This is a genomic window from uncultured Campylobacter sp. (assembly GCF_938045405.1).
Taxonomy (GTDB): Bacteria; Campylobacterota; Campylobacteria; order Campylobacterales; family Campylobacteraceae; genus Campylobacter_B.
In genome coordinates, this window is record NZ_CALIMW010000223.1 from 1 (window position 1) to 1,885 (window position 1,885).

At 41.4% G+C, this 1,885-nt stretch carries 2 protein-coding genes; both read right to left on the bottom strand.

The window, feature by feature from the left end:
• Nucleotides 1–234: 234 nt before the first annotated feature.
• Nucleotides 235–1,050 (bottom strand): DNA methyltransferase, encoded by an 816-nt coding sequence (locus Q0140_RS09150; RefSeq protein ID WP_297963940.1) that lies wholly within the window; start codon nt 1,048–1,050, stop codon nt 235–237.
• A complete protein-coding gene (locus Q0140_RS09155) occupies nt 1,043–1,864 on the bottom strand; it encodes a type II restriction endonuclease (protein WP_297963942.1) in 822 nt (273 codons plus the stop codon). The genes Q0140_RS09150 and Q0140_RS09155 overlap by 8 nt, the downstream gene beginning before the upstream one ends.
• Between the last annotated feature and the right edge of the window lie 21 nt (nt 1,865–1,885).

The window sequence follows — 1,885 nt, forward strand, 5'->3', positions numbered from 1 at the left end:
CCCCCCCGTTCTTACTTCAGCCTTGCATTCGCAGCTTTTTAAGAATTAGTTCGAATGTAGCTTGGTGTTTCCTCTTGCTTGTAAACTGCTTTAGCGGGGTGAAAAAGATGGCAACAAACGCAGAGAACAAAAAATAGCCTGTGAATCTCAAAATTTTAAAACAGCAACGTATATTTCTTTTGCGGTTGCAAATTTGCGAAGCAAAAAGCGCACTAAAATTCAAACGCTTAAATTTTAAAATTTCAAACTCTCTTGTTCTAATAGTTGCAAATCCGAAATCTTTCGCCTAAATTTGGCAAAATTCGCGTCCAGCTCCCGTTTGCGTTTTATGGCAATATCTATAAACTCGTCCTCTTTTTCGATACCTACAAATTTTCGTCCTATCAAATTCGCAGCTACGCCAGTCGTCGCAGAGCCTGCAAAAGGATCACAAACGACGCTATTTTGAGTGCTCGCCATTAAGATTAACCGCACCAAAAGCGGCAGTGGTTTTTGCGTCGGATGCTTGCCGCACGCCTTCTCCCATGGCGCGATCGCGGGCAAGCTCCACACGTCGCGCATCTGCTTGTCGCCGTTTAGCCTTTTCATTAACTCGTAGTTGAAAATATGCTTAAATTTCTCGCTTTTTCTTGCCCAGATGATCTGCTCCGAGCCATGCGTGAGATAGCGGCAGCTGAAATTCGGCGGCGGATTGGTCTTCGCCCACGTGATGACGTTTAGGATTTTATAGTCCAGCTTTTGCAGCGCCCGACCGATTGAAAATATATTATGATACGTCCCGCTTATCATTACGCTGCCGTTATTCGTGAGTGCATCTTTGGCGAGCGCAAGCCATTCGAGATTAAATTTATCTATCTCATCGATGCCGTAGCTTTTGTCCCACTCGCCCTTGTTTACGCTTACGATTTGCCCGTTTTGAATACTAAGTCCGTCATTTGAGAGAAAGTAGGGCGGATCGGCAAAAATGAGGTCAAACTCGCCTTTAAATTTAGGCAAAATATTGAAGCAATCGCCTTTAAAAAGCTTAAAATCATCGGCTAACTTAAACATTTTTAAGCTCTTTTATAAAGTGATAAAGCGTGGCGAGATTATAAATTTTAACGCTTTTGTAGGCTTCTTCCAGTTTGTTTTTAGCCGCCAGCCACCCCTGTCCGTCGGTTATCCAGATAAATTTAAATCCGCCACAAAGCGCAATCTTTTGTGCTATTTCGATATAAGACCTTGCGACTTCATTTAGCTTCGAGCCGCCCGTGCTGTAAAAATTAGCTTCTATCAGATACGTTACGCCGCCCGCGGCTATAACGAAATCAAAAATCTTTTGATCGCTTCCTAAATTTAGAGCGAATTTTTTGCTACTAACTTCGGTTTGAAAGCCGATATTTTCACTCTTAAAATACTCTGAAATAGTTCGAGAGAAATTTACGCCCCCGCGATTTTTCCGCGCGTTCGTATCGAGTCCGACTTCCACGCCAAACACGTAATCGTGCAAATTCTTTATCTTTGCGTCCATAAAAATTTTATCTAGTCCCGTTTCTTTGCAAAACTCGTAAATTTTTTCGGGACTTTCAAAATATGTTTCAAGCTTCGTTATTTCGCTGCTTGCCGTGACTACGTCCGTATTTTTATCGCGAACGGCAATGAGCAAATTTAGCGTATCAAAGCACTCTTTATTTTGCTTAAAAAGAGTGAAAATATCGGTTTTCAAATCCTTTGAACCGAGTAAAAAATCAAGCGTGTGGAGCTTGATAGAAACGGCTTTTAGATTTTTGCCGCATTTTTCAAAGTCGGTAAAGTAGTCAAGGCTTGCATTTGTTTTTCTAAGTGAGCGTAAAAAGTCATCGAATTTCGTTAAATTTTGTTCCATAAAATCCCTAAATTTCGGTTT